Consider the following 15589-nt stretch of genomic DNA (forward strand, 5'->3'; position numbering starts at 1 on the left):
GGTGCAACACGACATGACAACGACTGATCTACGTAGTCCGGTTCCCTACCGGGAGGTGGCCGACGCGAACGGACGCGTCTACCGCCTCGGTGAGACCGACGTCGACATCATGGGCCGCAAGCGCAAGTGGATGGTCATCCTGCCCTGGGTCGGCATGATGGGCATCAGCTCGGCGGAGTACGCGTTCGCGTCCGCCGAGGACACCCTGCACACGGCTCACTCGTGGAGCAGCGCGCACATCTTCTGGATGCTGGGGGTCTGGGTCTTCTTCCAGGCGGCGGTGGCCTTCCCGGCGGGCAAGCTGCGGGAGAGCGGCCGGCTGCCGGCCCGCTGGGCGATGATGTGCGGTGCGGTGGGTACCCTGCTGGGCTATCTCTCGCTCGCCTTCGCACCGCATGTGATCGTCGCGTATCTCGGCTTCGGCATGTTCAGCGGTATGGGCGCCGGCATGGTGTACGCGACCTGCGTGAACATGGTCGCCAAGTGGTATCCGGAGCGCAAGGGCGGCAAGACCGGCTTCGTGAACGGCGGTTTCGCCTACGGTTCGGTGCCGTTCGTCTTCCTCTTCACCGGCTTCATGGACCTCACCAACTTCCGGTGGGTGCTGGTCTCCGTGGGTGTGTTCCTGGCCGGTGTGGTGGCGGTGTCCGGCTACTTCTTCAAGGACCCGCCGAAGAACTGGTGGCCGGCCGACATCGACCCGCTGAAGAAGCCGACCGACGCACGCACCCGGCGCGCGCTGGAGAAGAACCCGCCGGCCGTGCACCAGTACACCCCCAAGGAGGCGTGGCGGACCGGCCGGGTGGCGCTGATGTGGTTCTGCCTGCTGTGCACCTCGGGCGTGAACATCTTCGGCATCGCCTTCCAGGTGCCCTTCGGCGACGACGCGGGCTTCGCCGGAGGCATCGTGGCGACCGCCATGTCCCTGAAGGCGATCGTCAACGGCACCGGCCGCGGTGTCATCGGCTGGCTCTCCGACCGGTACGGCCGCAAGCAGTGCCTGATCTTCGTCTGTATCGTCCTCGGGCTGTCCCAGTACGGCATCCTGTTCTCCGGGAACATCGGGAACCTGCCGCTGTTCCTGCTGTTCTCGTCCATCTCCGGCTTCGGCGGCGGTGCCATCTTCCCGATGTTCGCGGCGATGACCGCCGACTACTTCGGTGAGAACAACAACGCCTCCAACTACGGCCTGGTGTACTCCTCGAAGCTGGTCTCCGGTCTGCTCGGGTCCGGCATGGGCGCCGTCGTGGTGGCCACCTGGGACTACGCGGGCGCGTTCATCCTCGCCGGTTCGATCTCCCTGTTCGCCGGTTGCGTGGCCGTGTTCCTGCATCCCCCGGGGCGGCCGAAGGCCCGCATCGTCCCGAACCCGCAGCCGCTCGGTGACGAGACGGCCTGACCCTTCCGGTCGCCGCCGACGCCGCATACCGTCCCTGCTGCGGAGTACCGCACGAGAGTTTCGTCCACACGGACCGGGCGGCCCCTCCCGCATGCTGCGGGAGGGGCCGCCCGGTCCGTGTTCCCGGTCAGCGGCGCCGCCGGCGCAGGGCCGCCAGGTTGTCGTAGCTGATCTTGGCCTCGCGCAGCGACTGCCCGGGGTCGGTGTCGCTCGGGGCGGTGTCGTCCTCGACCATCGGGTTGCGGTAGTTCCGCTCCCCGACCCGGGAGAAGAACGTCGTGTAGTCGATGACGCCGGTTCCGAAGGGCACCATCTCGTAGCCCATGCCGTTGGTCGTGCTGACGACGCCGTCCTTGGCGTGGAACAGCGGGTAGCGCTTGTTGTGGCGGGCGACCAGGCCGGCCGGGTCGAAGACGTTCCTGCGGGTGGAACCGTCGTGGGCGGTGTACGTGTGGAACTTGTACTGGGCGACATGCGCCCAGAAGATGTCCATCTCCAGCCAGACGAGCTTCGGGTCGGTGACCTTGAGGAAGTACTCCAGCTTCCGGATGCCCGAGCTGCGGGTCGGCCGGCCCTGGTCGTCCAGCGGTCCGCCGTCGAGCAGGAAGCCGTAGGCGCCGTCGTGGTTGTGGGTGTAGAGCTTGATGCCCTCGCGGCGGGCGATCGCGCCGAGGGCGTTCCACTTGTCGGCGGCCACGTCCCAGTCGGCGCGGTGGGAGCTGCCGGTGGGGTCGCCGCCGGTGCCCATGTGGTCCAGGCCGAGGATGTTGGCGATCTCCAGGTGCTTCTTGAAGGTCTCCTTGTCCGCCGTGGTCAGCGGCCAGGAGGACGGGATGAAGCCGTGGTTGCCCTGGGCGCGCAGGCCGTAGTCGTCCAGCCAGCGGCGCAGCAGCTTCGCTCCCGCCACGGACTCCAGGCTCGCCCCTCCGGGTGCGTTCGCGTGCTGGTTGTAGCCGGCGAACTCCACCTGGCGGTAGCCGTGGCGGGCCAGCTGTTTGAACACCTCGCGGAAGCCGGAGGGCAGATCGGTGGACAGGGGGTCGCGGCCGGTGGCGTCACGCACGGTGTAGAGGATGATGCCGCGCTTGTGCGGCGGGACGAGCACCTGCCCGCCGCGGTCGTGGCCGTGGTCGTGCCCGTGGTCGTGGTCTCTGCCGCGGTCGTGGGCCAGGGCGGGGGCGGCGCCGAAGACGGGGAGCGCGACGGCTCCGGCCGCCACGGCGGTGCAGGTGCTGAGGAAGCGGCGCCGGTCCACGCCCAGGGAGCGGCGCAGTCCCTCGTCCGGGGCATCGGCGGCCGAGGCGGTGACGGCCTCGGTGCGGGAGGGGTCGGAGTACGGGGTCACAAGTGGCCTGCCTTCTCGGTCGTGGCCGGTTCCGGTGCCGCCGGGACCGGCCGTTGTCAGTGCCGTGTGTTTCACTCTCCGTAGCTGGATCGCTGGATCTCGGAGGCGTCTGTGTGGTGGTGCGTCCGTCGTGGTGGGGCGTCAGCCGTGGTGGTGTGTCAGCCGAGTCCGGCAAGCCGGAGCAGGAGTTGTTTGACATCGGTGGCCGCGACGCGGTCTCCGACGGCACGGGGGGTGGAGCAGATGAGGAGCGGACCGTCGTCGTCGCTCGCGGGGAGGCGGCCGTGGCTGCCCCGAATAGGTGATGGATCGAGGGGCACGACCGCCATCCGGTAGCGCATGCCGAGTTTCTTGCGCGCCAGTGCGGTGGCCGCCTTGACCTTGACGTACGGGTCGAGGGGATCCATGAAGAGTTCGACCGGGTCGTAGCCGGGTTTGCGGTGGATCTCGACGAGTTGCGCGAAGTCGGGCGCGTGCTCGTCGTCGAGCCAGTAGTAGTACGTGAACCAGGCGTCGGGTTCGGCGACGGCGACCAGTTCGCCGGCGCGCGGGTGGTCGAGGTGGTGCGCCTTCTTGCCCTCGTCGTCGAGGAGTTGGTCGATGCCGGGGAGCCCTTCGAGGGCGGCCCGGGTGGCGTCGAGGTCCTCGGGGCGGCGCACGTAGACGTGGGCGATCTGGTGGTCGGCGACCGCGAAGGCGCGCGAGGCCATCGGGTCGAGGTACTCCATGCCGTCCTGCGTGTGCACCTCCAGCAGGCCCGCGCGGCGCAGGGCGCGGTTGATGTCCACGGTCCGGTTCACCCGGGTGATGCCGTACTCGGACAGGGCGACGACGGTGCGGCCCTCGGCACGTGCGTCGTCGAGCAGCGGGGCCAGGGCGGCGTCCAGGTCCGCGGCGGCTTTCAGGGAGCGGGGGTCGTCGGGGCCGAAGCGCTGCAGGTCGTAGTCGAGGTGAGGGAGGTAGCACAGGGTCAGGTCGGGGTGGCGGGTGCGGTTGATGTGGCGGGTCGCGTCGATGATCCACCGGCTGGAGACGAGGTCCGCGCCGGGGCCCCAGAAGTGGAAGAGCGGGAAGGTGCCGAACTTCTCGGTGAGTTCGTCGTGCAGGGCGGGCGGCCGGGTGTAGCAGTCGGGTTCCTTGCGGCCGTCGGCGTAGTAGACCGGGCGGGGGGTGACGGTGATGTCGGTGTCGGCGCCCATGGCGTACCACCAGCAGATGTTGGCGACGGTGTAGCCGGGGTGGGCACGGCGGGCGGCGTCCCAGAGTTTGTCGCCGGCGACGAGGCCGTTGTGCTGGCGCCACAGCAGGACGTCGCCGAGTTCGCGGAAGTACCAGCCGTTGCCGACGATGCCGTGCTCGGAGGGGAGGGTGCCGGTGAGGAAGGTGGACTGGGCGGCGCAGGTGACGGCGGGCAGCACGGTGCCGAGCGGGGCGCGGGAGCCGGACTGGCCGAGGGCCTTGAGGTGGGGCATGTGGTCGAGGAGACGGGGGGTGAGACCGACGACGTCGAGGACGAGGAGGGGGGTGGGGTCGGCGGCGCGGTCCGTTGTGGGGTCCGGGGTCAAGGGAGTTCCTTCAGGCCTAGGTCCGTCAGCAGGTCGCGGGCGAGGGTGAGTTCGGCGGCGATGCCGTCGGCGAGCTGGGCGCGGCCCCGGGGCCGCAGCTCGGGCGGGAGGGCCTGCCAGGTGTAGGTCTCGACCTCGAGGTGGCGGGTGAGCGGGTGCGGGCCGCCGACGAGCCGGGTCAGGGCGGATTTCAGCACGGGCAGCGTGGAGGTGAGGGGCGCGGTGGGGGCCGCGTGCAGCGGGACGTGGAAGTGGGCGCGCCAGGGTGCCGCGTCGGGCAGGGTGTCGCCGGCCAGGGCTTCGGCCAGGTCGTCGGTGCCGCGCGGGCCGGCGGCGGTGGACGTGCGGGTCTGGTGCAGGAAGCGGGGTTCGGCGAAGGCCGCCAGGGCCTCGCGGACCTCGGGGAGGTGGGGCTGTTCCGCGTGCAGTGCGGCGGACAGCTGGGACTTGACCACGGGGACACCGGCCCGGATCAGGTCGTCCAGGGCGGTGTGCGGGTCTTCGAAGGAGGTGGCGAGGTGGCAGGTGTCGACACAGATGCCGATGCGGTCGTGGCCGATCGCGGTGAGCGGTGCGATGGCGTCGTGGGTGGTTTCGACGACGCAGCCGGGTTCCGGCTCCAGGGCGATGCGGATCGAGCGGCCGGTCAGCTCCTGGAGCGCGTCGAGGCGCTCGGCGAGGGTGCGCAGGGCGGTGCGGGCCGTCTCCGCTCGCTGCCCGTCGTAGGCGGTGCGCCAGGCCAGCGGCAGGGTGGAGATGCTGCCGTCGGGGACGTCGTCGGGGAGCAGTCCGGCGAGCAGGCGGGCCAGCGAGGTGGTGTGCTCCAGGCGCTCGGGATCGGCCCAGTCCGGCTTGTAGACACGGTACTTGACCTCCTCTGCGCCGAAACCCTCGTAGGGGAAGCCGTTGAGGGTGACGACCTCGAGGCCGCGCCGGTCGAGTTCGCAGCGCAGGCCGCGCAGCGCGGACGGGTCGGTGACCAGGGCGTGGGCGGCGTCCTTGGCGAGCCACAGGCCGATGCCGAGCCTGTCCCGGCCGAGGCGGCGCCGGACGGGCTCGCAGTGGTCCCGCAGCTGGGCGAGGACGCCGTCGAGGGTCTCGGCGGGGTGGACGTTGGTGCAGTAGGCCAGGTGGACGGTGGAGCCGTCGGGGTGGCGGAAACGCATGGCTCACGCCTCCGCGGCGGGGGCGCCGGCGGCCCGCGCGGGCTCGTCCCTGGGCGCGCCGCGCAGGATGGAGTTGCCCTCGTGGGTGGCCTCGGTGGCGGTGACGTCGAGGGCGAGCCGGCCGCTGAGTCCGTAGAAGGCGACGGGGTTGCGCCACAGCACCCGGTCGACGTCGTCGTCGGTGAAGCCCTCGGCGAGCATCAGGTCGGCGACCTTGCGGGTCTTGAGCGGGTCGCTCTTCCCCCAGTCGGCCGCGGAGTTGACCAGGACCCGCTCGGGGCCGTGGGCGCGCAGGATCGCGACCATCCGCTCCTCGTCCATCTTGGTGTCGGGATAGACGGAGAAGCCCAGCCAGCAGCCGCTGTCCTTGGCCTCCTTGACGGTGGTCTCGTTGAGGTGGTCCATCAGGACGCGGTCCATGGGCAGCGCGGACTCCCGGACGACGTCGAGCGTGCGGCGCAGACCGGCGAGCTTGTCGCGGTGCGGGGTGTGCACCATCGCGGGCAGGCCGTGGTCGGCGGCGAGCTGGAGCTGGGCGGCGAGCGCGGTGTCCTCGGCGGGGGTCATGGAGTCGTAGCCGATCTCGCCGACGGCCACGACGTTGTCCTTGACGAGATACCGGGGCAGCAGGTCGAGGACGGGCGTGCAGCGCGGGTCGTTGGCCTCCTTGGGGTTGAGCGCGAGGGTGCAGTGGTGGGCGATGCCGTACTGGGCGGCCCGGAAGGGTTCCCAGCCCAGGAGGGCGTCGAAGTAGTCGAGGAAGGAGGCCGGCGAGGTGCGGGGCTGGCCGAGCCAGAAGGCGGGCTCGACGACGGCGCGGACACCCGCCGCGTACATGGCCTCGTAGTCGTCGGTGGTCCGCGAGGTCATGTGGATGTGGGGGTCGAAGAGGCGCATCATGACTCCTTGCCGTGGGGGTGGCGGGCGTCGCGGGCGTCGCGGGCGTCGCGGTGGTCGTCCGTGGCGGGCGTCGGGGTGGCGGACTCGGGCCGGATCAGGGCCTGTACGCGGTGCAGGTCCTCCGGGACGGGGCGGCCCGCGGCGGTGCGTTCGTCGGCGTAGTCGCCGAGCATGCGGGCGAGTTCGCCGTCGCCCCGGGCGCGCCGGGGCAGGTCCGCCACCCGGTCCACGTCGACGCCGGTGAACAGGCACTTCAGTACGGCGTGCCGCCAGGCGTGGGCGTCGAGGTGCCGGGCGCAGTACGGGCCGACGGCGGCGGAGACGAGCCGGGTGTCGTTGGTGCGCAGCGCGTCCTCGAGGAGCGGGCGGGCCTCGGGGCCGGGCACGAGGTGGGGCAGGGCGTGCAGGACGGCCCGGCGTTCGTCGGCGGTGCCCTGGTGGTACACCCGGGTCAGCGCCTCGAGGTCGGCGCGGGCCGCGTGCAGGATCAGGACGCGGGCGGCATCGGCGTGGGCCGGGCCGCAGCGGCGGCCGGCCTCGGCCAGGCGCAGCTCCCAGACGGAGATGGGCCCGTGGGTGCCGGGGCGGCCGGCCGCCTCGTCCAGGGCCTGGTCCAGCCAGGCGCGAGCGGCCGTGTCGAGGCGGGCGGAGAGAGAACGGTGCAGTTCGGCGAGCGGGGTGACGGCGGGGTGGAGCGGGGTGGCGGGAGCGGCGGGGGTGGTGCCGTCGGCTGCCGGGGCCGCCGAGGCTCCCGGAGGGCGGGGGGCCGCCTCGGGGCCGCTCAGGGTGGCTGCCTCCGGGGTGGCCGGGGTGGCACGGGGGTGGTTCACGGGGTGCTGCTCCCTTCGGGGGTGGCGGAGGGATCGCCGGGTGGGGGCGCGGGGGCGGGAGCCGTGCCGGCGCCGATGGTGGTCGCGGCGGTGTGGGCCGCGGCGTGGAGGAACGGGAGGGAACGGGCCGCGAAGTGGGGGCCCGCGTGGGAGTGGCGGGGCAGTTCGACGACGGTCAGGCCCTGGTAGCCGGTGGCGGCGAGGGCCGCGAGGAGGGGCGGGAAGTCGATCTCGCCGTCTCCGAAGGGCAGGTGTTCGTGGACGCCGCGGCGCATGTCCTCGATCTGGACGTGGCGCAGCCAGGGGGCGGCGTCGCGTACGCAGTCGGCGGGAGGGAGGGGTTCGAGGCACTGGCAGTGGCCGAGGTCCAGGGTGAGGCCGAGGGGTTCGGGGTCACCGAGCGTGCGGCGCAGGTGGTGGAAGTCGGCGAGGGTGGCGAGGAGGTGGCCGGGTTCGGGTTCGACGGCGAGCGGGACGCCGGCGGTGGCGGCGGCGTCCAGGACGGGGGTGAGGGTCTCGGCGAGGCGTTCCCAGGCGGTGTCCTCGTCCGTGCCGTCGGGGAGGGTGCCGCTGAAGCAATGTACGGCGTGCGCTCCGAGGTCGGCGGCGACGCGGACCGCCCGCAGGAGGAGGTCGACGCGGCGGGCGCGGTCGTCCGGGTCGGGGTCCAGCAGTGACGGGCCGTGCTTGCGGCGGGGGTCGAGCACATAGCGGGCGCCGGTCTCCACGGTGACGCCGAGCCCGAGCGCGTCCAGCCGGTGCGCGACCCGGCGGGTGCGGGCGGCGAGGTCCGGGGCGAGCGGGTCGAGGTGCATGTGGTCGAGGGTCAGTCCGACCCCGTCGTAGCCGAGGTCGGCGAGGAGGGCGAGGGCGTCGTCGAGCCGGAGGTCGGCGAGGCCGTTGGTGCCGTAGCCGAAGCGGAGCGGGGGCGAGGGGACGCCGTTCGGGTTCCGGCTCACGTGATGCTCACCTTCCTCATGGCGGACCTCCTCGCGAACATCCGGCCGGCCGGGGCCAGGGCCGCGACGAGCAGGGAGGTGACGGCCGAGCCGGAGCGGGCGGCGAGCGCGGCCTGGAGCGGGATCGTGGCCCGGATGCCGCTCCCGACGGCGCGTTGGGTGAGTGGGGGCGAGGGGTTGAGCGTGGCGTGGAGGTAGGGCCGGGCGGCCGTGGCGGCGTAGGCGGCGCCCAGGGCGGTGGCGAGGACGACGGTGGCCCTGGGCAGGCCCTCGGCCGGGCTGGAGCCCGGCAGGCCGGGGGCGGCTGCTGCCCGCCGGCCTGCCGGGGGTCGGGTGGGGCGGGCGGCCAGTCGTGTCAGCGCCCCCGTCGTCGCGAGGGCCGCCAGCGGCGCCAGGACCGAACCGCCGGTGGTCTCCCGGCGGGAGACGGCCGTGACCGCGAGGGTGTGCGTGCCGAGCAGTGCGGCGGAGGGCAGGGCGGACCGGGTGTTGCCGCCGGTGGCGGCCGCGCCCAGGAGCAGGTCCAGTCCGCGGGCGGCGGCCATGGCCGCGGGGCCGGCGGGGGTGTGCTTCAGGGCGAGGTCGTAGGCCCAGACGGTCGCCGCCAGGGGCGCGGCCACCGCGAGGGCGGGGCGTCCCGCGGCGGCGGCGAGCGCCAGTCCGGCGCCGGTGAGGGCACCGGCGGCGGTGAGGGCGGCGGCCGGGCGGATGCGGCCGGACGGAAGCGGGCGGTGCGGGCGTTCCACGGCGTCCTCGGCGCGGTCCGCCCAGTCGTTCAGGGCCATGCCGGCCTCGTACAGGCACAGGGAGGAGCCGATGGCGAGCAGGGTGCGGGGCCCGGGGCGCGCGCCGGCCGCCGCCGCCCCGGCCAGGGCGTCACCGGGGACGGTGAACAGCGCGGGCAGCCGCAGCAGTTCGGCCCAGGCGCCCGCGCGGCCGGAGCGGGGGCGGGAGGTGCGGGGCGCGGGGCCGGGGAGGGGCGGGGCGGCGTGCCCGGGGGTCGGGCCGTCCGCCGCTGCCGCCCCGGCCGACGCGGGCGTGTCCCGCGTCGGGGCGGCTGGGCGGTTCATCGCCGCACCCCGCGGTCGTCGGTGCCGTCCCGCAGCCGCCCCGCGAAGCGCCTCAGCTCCGCGTACTGCTCGGCCAGCGAGGACGGGCCGTCCCCCACCGGGTCCTTGAAGTAGAAGCCCAGCTCGCTCAGCGGGCCGGACAGGCCCCGCTGCCGGGCGCGGACGGTCAGCCGGGCCAGGTCGAGGACGAGCGGCGCGGCGAGCGCCGAGTCGCAGCCCTGCCAGGTGGTCTGCAGGATCATGCGGGCGCCGAGGAAGCCGTCGAAGGCGATGTGGTCCCAGGCCGTCTTCCAGTCGCCGAGCGCGGGGACGTCGTCGATGTGGACCTCGCCCTCGGGTGTGGTGCCGAGGGTGTCGGCGAGGACGCGGTCCTTGCCGGCGTTCTTGGCGGCGGCGGCCGCGGGGTCGGCGAGGGCGGCACCGTCGCCGCCGCCCAGGAGGTTGGTGCCGGACCAGGCCCGCACGGCGAGGGCGCGCTGCAGGAACATCGGGCCGAGCACGGAGCGCAGCAGGGTCTGCCCGGTCTTGCCGTCGCGGCCCGCGTACGGCAGGCCCGAGGACTCGGCGAGCGGGGCCAGCGCCGGGTGGTGCAGGCCCGTGGAGGGGGTGAAGTTGACGTAGGGGCAGCCGGCGCGCAGGGCGGCCGCCGCGTAGCGGGAGCTCGGCGGCAGGGAGCCGTCGGTGGGAGCGGGCTCGGTGGAGGCGACGTTCACCACGACGGCGCCCGCGAGGCCCTGGCGGTGCACGAAGTCGCGGATGTCGGCCGCGAACACGTCGATCAGTTCGTCGTCCTGGCGGCCCGATCCGCCGTCCGTGTCACCGGGCAGGGGGCCGCCGGGTCTGATCTCCCGGTCGGCGGCGACGAGTTCGGCGTGCACGGCGGAGGGCAGGCCGTGCGGCAGGACGCCGCCGGCGGCGAGGTGCTCGGCACGTTTGGGCAGCGGGCAGTCGACGGTGTCGTGGCCGCCGAAGACGAGGGAGGACAGCGGCGGCAGGCCGCACGAGGTGAAGTCGGGGGTCTCGGTGACCATGCCGGTCGGCGGGTGGAGTCCGGCGGTGACGGCGGCGCAGCCCGCGATCGCGGTCGTGGCCACGGATCCGCGCGCCCCGACGAGCCAGACGCCGAAACGCGGGGCCGGGGAAGGGGAAGGGGCGGGGGAAGGGGCGGGGGTGGTGGTGGGGAGGGACGGTCCGGCGGACATGGGCAGCCTCCTTGTCGTACGCGAACCGGGTGTGAGCGCCGGAAGCGGGCCCGCAAGGGCCCGGCGGGGTGCCGGGCGCGGGGCCCGGCGGGACGGCGGGCGGAGGTCCGGCGTCCTCCGCCCGCCGCCGTTCCGGTGGCCCTCAGGGCCTCTCGAAAGGCCCTAGGAGGGCAGTTCCTTCAGCTGGATGTCGCGGAAGGAGACCTGGTCGCCGGCGCCGTGGTTCTGCAGGCCGATGTGGCCGTCGGTCAGGCTCCGCTCGGGGTCCTTGTTGGTGAAGTCGTTGATCTTGACTCCGTTGAGGAACACCTGGAGGCGTTCGCCCTGGACCTTGATCTCGTAGGAGTTCCACTGGCCGGGCGGACGCAGGACCTGGTCACGGGCCTTGGTGTTCGCCGACTTGAACGAGTAGACGGAGCCCGTGGTGCGGTCGGGCGCGTCCGTGGCGTCGATCTGGATCTCGTAGCCCTTGTTCACCGCGGACCAGGGGTCGTCGGAGGCCGGGAAGCCCACGAAGACACCGGAGTTGTCGTCGCCCCGCATCTTCCAGTCGAGCTTGAGGGAGTACGACGTCAGCTCCTTGGCCTGGTACCAGAGCAGGCCCATGCCGCCCTCGGACTCCAGGGTGCCGTCCTTGACGTTGAACTTACCGGGGCCGGCCTGCTTCCAGCCGTCCAGGGTCTGGCCGTTGAAGATCGTCCGGTAGCCCTTGGCGGGCTTGCAGTCCGCCTTGACCTGGCCGGTGGCGTACTGCAGACCGCCGAGCAGATGGGTGCGGAAGGCCTCTTCGGCGTAGGACTCCTTGGTGTGGCCGCCGCCGGTGTAGAAGGAGCGGCCGCCGCCGTAGCTCTGGCACCAGGCGATCGGGTGGTCGCCCTTCATGGTGCCGCCCTGGTACGTCGTCTCGTCCAGGGTGGCGAGGACCTTGGCCTGCTCACGCGGGTTGGTGCGGTAGTTGTACCACTCGTCGGTGCGCTCCCAGGCGTTGTCCAGGTGCGCGGTGGACGGGTGGTCGTGGTCCTCGACGCGCACGGTGGCCTTCTGGATGGCCGGGTGCGAGTCGAAGTACGCGCCGACGAGGCCGCCGTAGAACTCCCAGTCGTACTCGGTGTCGGCGGCGGCGTGGATGCCCATGTATCCGCCACCGTTCTTGACGTAGTTCTCGAACGCCTTCTGCTGGGCGGCGTTCAGCACGTCACCGGTGGTGGACAGGAAGGCCACCGCGTCGTACTTGGCGAGGTTGGCCGTGGTGAACTGTCCGGCCTCCTCGGTCGCGTCGACCGTGATGCCGGCCGGGGCGCCGAGTTCCTTGAGGGCGGCGATGCCGGCCGGGATCGAGTCGTGCCGGAAGCCGGCCGTCCTGGAGAAGACCAGGACCTTCTTGCCGTCCTTGAACGGCTGGGTGGAGAACTCGAAGTCGTCCACGTCGTACAGCGCGCCGTCGCCGCCCCGGAAGACCAGGTAGATCTCCGTGGTCTTCTTCGGCAGGGACCGCAGCGGCACGTCGACGTTCTGGAACGTCTCCCAGCCGCCGGTCGGCGGGATGTACGCCGAGCCGTGCAGTTTGCCGTCGGGCGAGCCGGTGCGCAGCTCGACGAAGCCGCCGGCGCCACCGGAGGAGGCCCGCACGGTCAGCTTCTTCTGCCCGTCGAACCGGTAGGGGCTGAAGGAGATCCAGTCGCCGTCGTGGATGTCGCCGACGGTCTTGCCGCCGTGGGCGCCGGTCTTGTCGATCACCGATACGCCCTGCTGGGTGGTGAAGTGCTCGGCCTGGCGGTGCAGCGGCTGGAGCACGGTGCGCGCGGTGCCGGTCAGGGCCTCCTGGCCGTTCGCCCCGCCGTCGGTGTAGTTGGCGCCGACGACACCGTAGATGTTGGCGTTGGGGTCGTGACCGCCGTCACCGGGGGGCGGCTTGAGGGTGCCCTCGCAGCCCGTCTCACTGGTCAGCTCGTGGGCGTGGGAGTCGTGGCCGAGGCTGTAGACGACCTTGACCTTGGAGCAGTCGACCTTCTCCTCGGGGTCGGTGACGGTCACCTTGAACGGGACGGGCTCGCCGAAGGCGGCCAGAGCTCCGTTGCCCGGAACGTCGATCGTCACCTTGGGCTCGGTGTTGCCGACCACGATGCGGACGCTGGCGTTGCCGGTGTTGCCCTCGGGGTCCTTGGCGGTGAAGGTCGCGGTGTAGGTACCGATCTTCTTGTACTTGTGGGTGGGCTTGAGGCCCTCGCCCTTGGTTCCGTCGCCGAAGTCCCAGCTGTAGGTGAGATCCGGGGAGTCGGCGTCCTTGGCGGAGGCGGTGAAGGCGACCTTGAGGCCGGCCGCGCCGGAGGTCTTGTCCGCGCCCACCTCGGCGATCGGGGAGAAGCCGTCCTGGGCGTTCTCGATCCGGTACAGCCCGGAGTTGTCGTCGCCCTGGAACCAGGAGAGGCCGTAGTCCAGGACGTAGAGCGCGCCGTCGGGACCGAAGTCCATGTCCATGATCTGGGTGCCGGTCCACGGGAAGTCGTTGATCTTCTCGACGGAGCCGTCTTCTGTCTGCTCGATCCGCTTGATCCAGCGGCGGCCGAACTCGCCCGCGAAGAAGTCGCCGTCGTACGCCTCGGGGAACTTCACCTTGGAGTCGAGGTCCGGGTCGTAGTGGTAGACCGGGCCGGCCATCGGGGACTCGGAGCCGCTGCCGAACTCGGGCACGCTGCCGCCGTCGTACGGGATCCAGGCGGGCTGGGCGGGCGGCAGGTCGGTGAGACCGGTGTTGTGCGGCGAGGTGTTCCTCGGGGCGTCGCAGTCGAACTTCTCGCCGGAGGTCTTGGTGGCGAAGTCGTAGTCGACGTAGGCGTCGTTGTCGCCGGTGCAGAACGGCCAGCCGAAGTTGGCGGGCTCGGTGACCTTGGCGAACTCGACCTGTCCCGCCGGGCCCCGCTTCGGGTCGGCGGCGCCGGCGTCGGGGCCGTAGTCGCCGACGTAGACGGTGCCGGTCTTCTCGTCGACGCTGATCCGGAACGGGTTGCGGAAGCCCATCGCGTAGATCTCGGGGCGGGTCTTCTCGGTGCCGGGGGCGAAGAGGTTGCCCTCCGGGACGGTGTACGAGCCGTCCTCGGCGACCTTGATACGGAGGAGCTTGCCGCGCAGGTCGTTGGTGTTGCCGGAGCTGCGGCGGGCGTCGAAGGCGGGGTTGCGGCCGGGCCGCTCGTCGATCGGCGTGTAGCCGTCGGAGGCGAAGGGGTTGGTGTCGTCGCCGGTGGACAGGTAGAGGTTGCCCTCGGCGTCGAAGTCGATGTCGCCGCCGACGTGGCAGCAGATGCCGCGGGACGCCTCGACGTCCAGGACCTTCTTCTCGCTGGCCAGGTCCAGCGTGCCGTTGGGGTTGAGGACGAACCGGGAGAGGCGGTTGACGCCGTCGAACTTCGCGAAGTCCGCGGCGGTGCCGGTCTCCGGGGCGTCGCCCGCGGGGGTGTCGAGCGGCGGGGCGTAGTAGAGGTAGACCGCCCGGTTGTTCTCGAAGTCCGGGTCGATGCCGACGCCCTGCAGGCCCTCCTCGTCATGGCTGTAGACGGGGACCTTGCCGGCGACCTTGGTGACGCCGCCCTGGTCGGTGAGGCGCAGGGTGCCGTCGCGCGAGGTGTGCAGGACGCTGCGGTCCGGGAGCACGGCGAGCGACATCGGCTCGCCCGTCTCGGGCTCGCCCTTGGCGAGCGGCACCTGCTGGAACTGCCCCTCGGCGGCGGCCGGTTCGTCGTGCTCCGGGTGGCCCGGGTGGGCGCCGGCGACGGTCGCCGGGGTGCCCACGGCCAGCATCAGGCCGGTGAGCAGGGCGAGGGCGGTGCGAAGTTTGGGACGTCTCGTGGTGTGGGTGGGTTCGAGTCTGCTTCTGTGCACGAAGTCCCTCCGGGAACGGGGTGGAGCCGTACGGAACGAGTGCGAAGACGTGCGGTGCGTGCGGACGCCGGGGTGCGTCGTCACCCCGAAGGCGCGGGTGTCCTGAACACTTCAGGGACGGTAACCGCGTTCTTCCGAAACGAACACCCCTTGGGTCAGGGCTGGTTGAACTTTTCCCCGACACAGGACAAAGCAGGATCCGGGCATGCCGGGCCGGGGACCGGCGGATGCTCCGGCCCCCGCCCCCGACCTGCCGCCGGGCGCGCGGTTCAGCTGTTGAACGCGGCGTCGAAGGACGCGCTGGGCGGCTCGAAGTCGTACGCCTTGAGCCGGGTCAGCGCCTCCGGGGCGCCCTGGAGCCGGTCCATGCCGGCGTCCTCCCATTCGACGGAGACCGGGCCCCGGTAGTCGATGGAGCGCAGCATGCGGAAGACGTCCTCCCAGGGGACGTCGCCGTGGCCGGCGGAGACGAAGTCCCAGCCGCGACGGGGGTCGCCCCAGGGCAGGTGGGAGCCGAGGCGGCCGTTGCGGCCGTCGAGGCGTTTGCGGGCCTCCTTGCAGTCCACGTGGTAGATCCGGTCGCGGAAGTCCCACAGGAAGCCGACCGGGTCGAGGTCCTGCCACACGAAGTGGGAGGGGTCGAAGTTGAGTCCGAAGGCCGGCCGGTGGTCGACCGCCTCCAGGGTGCGCACGGTGGTCCAGTAGTCGTAGGCGATCTCGCTGGGGTGCACCTCGTGCGCGAACCGCACGCCCTCGGCGTCGAAGACGTCCAGGATCGGGTTCCAGCGCGTCGCGAAGTCCTCGTAGCCGCGGTCGATCATCGACTCGGGAGCGGGCGGGAACATGGCGACCAGGTGCCAGATCGCCGACCCGGTGAATCCGATGACGGTGTCGACGCCGAGGAGGGCCGCGGCGCGCGCGGTGTCCTTGATCTCGGCGGCGGCCCGCTGCCGTACGCCCTCGGGTTCGCCGTCGCCCCAGATCCTGGCGGGCAGGATGGCCTGGTGGCGCTCGTCGATGATGGCGTCGCACACCGCCTGGCCGACCAGGTGGTTGGAGATCGCCCAGCACCTGAGGCCGTACTTGTCGAGGAGCTGGTGCCGGGAGGCGACGTAGGACGGGTCGGCGAGTGCCTTGTCGACCTCGAAGTGGTCACCCCAGCAGGCGAGTTCGAGACCGTCGTAGCCGAAGTCGCGGGCGAGTCGGCAGACCTCCTCCAGGGGCAGGTCCGCCCACTGTCCGGTGAACAGCGTGAAGTTGCGCGGCATCGGTGTCCG

11 protein-coding genes are annotated in these 15589 nt (G+C 72.2%); 1 reads left to right on the plus strand and 10 read right to left on the minus strand.

Annotated features, from left to right (window positions below):
• The first annotated feature begins 13 nt into the window (after positions 1 to 13).
• The gene (locus tag PYS65_RS04970; RefSeq protein WP_279332545.1) at positions 14 to 1399 is read left to right on the plus strand and encodes an OFA family MFS transporter; all 1386 of its coding nucleotides are present in this window, start codon (positions 14 to 16) and stop codon (positions 1397 to 1399) included.
• A gap of 127 nt (positions 1400 to 1526) precedes the next feature.
• Here the strand turns inward: PYS65_RS04970 and PYS65_RS04975 are convergent, their stop codons facing one another.
• The 10 genes from PYS65_RS04975 to PYS65_RS05020 all read right to left on the minus strand — a co-directional run bounded on the left by PYS65_RS04975 (position 1527) and on the right by PYS65_RS05020 (position 15580).
• Positions 1527 to 2744: a sugar phosphate isomerase/epimerase family protein gene (locus PYS65_RS04975; RefSeq protein ID WP_279332546.1), complete on the minus strand. Its 1218-nt coding sequence runs from the start codon at positions 2742 to 2744 to the stop codon at positions 1527 to 1529.
• Positions 2745 to 2902: 158 nt separating this feature from the next.
• A complete protein-coding gene (locus PYS65_RS04980; RefSeq protein WP_279332547.1) occupies positions 2903 to 4309 on the minus strand; it encodes an alkaline phosphatase family protein in 1407 nt (468 codons plus the stop codon).
• Positions 4306 to 5475, minus strand: a complete 1170-nt coding sequence (gene eboE, locus PYS65_RS04985) for a metabolite traffic protein EboE (RefSeq protein ID WP_279332548.1) — start codon at positions 5473 to 5475, stop codon at positions 4306 to 4308. Before eboE ends, PYS65_RS04980 begins: the two co-directional genes overlap by 4 nt.
• Positions 5476 to 5478: 3 nt before the next feature.
• A complete protein-coding gene (locus PYS65_RS04990) occupies positions 5479 to 6372 on the minus strand; it encodes a TatD family hydrolase (protein WP_279337856.1) in 894 nt (297 codons plus the stop codon).
• A complete protein-coding gene (locus PYS65_RS04995; RefSeq protein ID WP_279332550.1) occupies positions 6372 to 7205 on the minus strand; it encodes an EboA domain-containing protein in 834 nt (277 codons plus the stop codon). Before PYS65_RS04995 ends, PYS65_RS04990 begins: the two co-directional genes overlap by 1 nt.
• Positions 7202 to 8164: a sugar phosphate isomerase/epimerase family protein gene (locus PYS65_RS05000; protein WP_279332551.1), complete on the minus strand. Its 963-nt coding sequence runs from the start codon at positions 8162 to 8164 to the stop codon at positions 7202 to 7204. Before PYS65_RS05000 ends, PYS65_RS04995 begins: the two co-directional genes overlap by 4 nt.
• Positions 8161 to 9234, minus strand: a complete 1074-nt coding sequence (locus PYS65_RS05005) for an SCO3242 family prenyltransferase (protein ID WP_279332552.1) — start codon at positions 9232 to 9234, stop codon at positions 8161 to 8163. The genes PYS65_RS05000 and PYS65_RS05005 overlap by 4 nt, the downstream gene beginning before the upstream one ends.
• On the minus strand, positions 9231 to 10436 hold the full coding sequence (locus tag PYS65_RS05010; RefSeq protein WP_279332553.1) for an inositol-3-phosphate synthase: 1206 nt from the start codon (positions 10434 to 10436) through the stop codon (positions 9231 to 9233). The genes PYS65_RS05005 and PYS65_RS05010 overlap by 4 nt, the downstream gene beginning before the upstream one ends.
• A gap of 162 nt (positions 10437 to 10598) precedes the next feature.
• Positions 10599 to 14312 (minus strand): ThuA domain-containing protein, encoded by a 3714-nt coding sequence (locus PYS65_RS05015; RefSeq protein WP_279332554.1) that lies wholly within the window; start codon positions 14310 to 14312, stop codon positions 10599 to 10601.
• Positions 14313 to 14581: 269 nt separating this feature from the next.
• A complete protein-coding gene (locus PYS65_RS05020) occupies positions 14582 to 15580 on the minus strand; it encodes a sugar phosphate isomerase/epimerase family protein (RefSeq protein WP_279332555.1) in 999 nt (332 codons plus the stop codon).
• Positions 15581 to 15589 lie beyond the last annotated feature (9 nt).

Source organism: Streptomyces cathayae, from assembly GCF_029760955.1.
Classification (GTDB): domain Bacteria; phylum Actinomycetota; class Actinomycetes; order Streptomycetales; family Streptomycetaceae; genus Streptomyces; species Streptomyces cathayae.